This is a genomic window from Natronogracilivirga saccharolytica (assembly GCF_017921895.1).
GTDB lineage: Bacteria > Bacteroidota > Rhodothermia > Balneolales > Natronogracilivirgulaceae > Natronogracilivirga > Natronogracilivirga saccharolytica.
Genome location: NZ_JAFIDN010000038.1, coordinates 1 through 997 on the forward strand (window position 1 = coordinate 1; position 997 = coordinate 997).

Consider the following 997-nt stretch of genomic DNA (forward strand, 5'->3'; position numbering starts at 1 on the left):
CCGGCACCTCCGGATCTCCGGCCACTTCCCGGGTCACCTGGTTGCGCGAAACGCCCATATTCACATTCGTATTCAACCTCCCGTCAAAAAACGTGTAGCCCATGCCACCGTTCAATCCCGCATTCTGAAGATCGCTGCCGGCAGCCTCGCCCACCAGACCGTTCACACTCGCATTCACACGCACCCCGCCGAACAGACTCACATTATAGCCCACCATCGCATTGAGCGTATGACCGTCACTTACACGCTCATCCTCCTCAAAACGGCTGACCGCCTCAAAGGTCTGGTAGAATGCCGACAGGCTGATGCTGTGGGTCGTCTGGTCCCGCATCAGGTTAAACATCGGCTGCAGGCGAACCGTGTGGGAGGTGTGGTCCGAGGTGCCCACCTCCACCTCCGGGTCGGCCGCGCTGGTCTCGCTGCTCGTCAGCCCGTAGCCCGCCGACAACGAAAACCACTCGCTCAGCTGGGCCGTGGCATCAAACGAATAGTCCAGACCCTGCTGGGTCTGCACCCGGTCGCCCAGCAAATTGTCCTCATCAAAACCGATGCTGTTGTCCAGCTGCAGGCGGCGGTCAAACAGGTCCAGGCCCAGCGAGGCCGAGTACCGCTGGCGGTCATCGCGCATGCTGCGCACCCCAAGGGTTTCAAAGCCCGGCTGAATCCGCTCATACTCCAGGCGCAGATCCGCCGGCTCCACACGGATGCTGGCATGCGCCGAGCCGGCATAGCCCAGGCGCGTGCTGCTGTGAACGCCCATGATATCGGTCAGAAACTCCGGAACATCCACCTCCGAGGCATCGATCTGCTCGCTGCGCACATCACGCGTGAAGGCCGAAACCGAGCCCTGGCCCCCGATCTGAAACGCCTGGCCGAACAGGCTCACCTGAAACTCCGGGGAGACCAGCAGGTTTTCCGCCGGCGGGGAGAAGTTGCGGCGCGTGCGGCCGGTGCCCCCGCCGAAGCCGGCCTCAGGATCCTGCTGTTCATCGAAAAA

The 997-nt window shown here is 62.5% G+C and carries 1 protein-coding gene; it reads right to left on the minus strand.

Features of this window, described 5'->3' with window-relative positions:
- A partial coding sequence (locus tag NATSA_RS15320) for a hypothetical protein (protein WP_210513494.1) occupies window positions 1-997 on the minus strand: 997 nt, incomplete at both ends.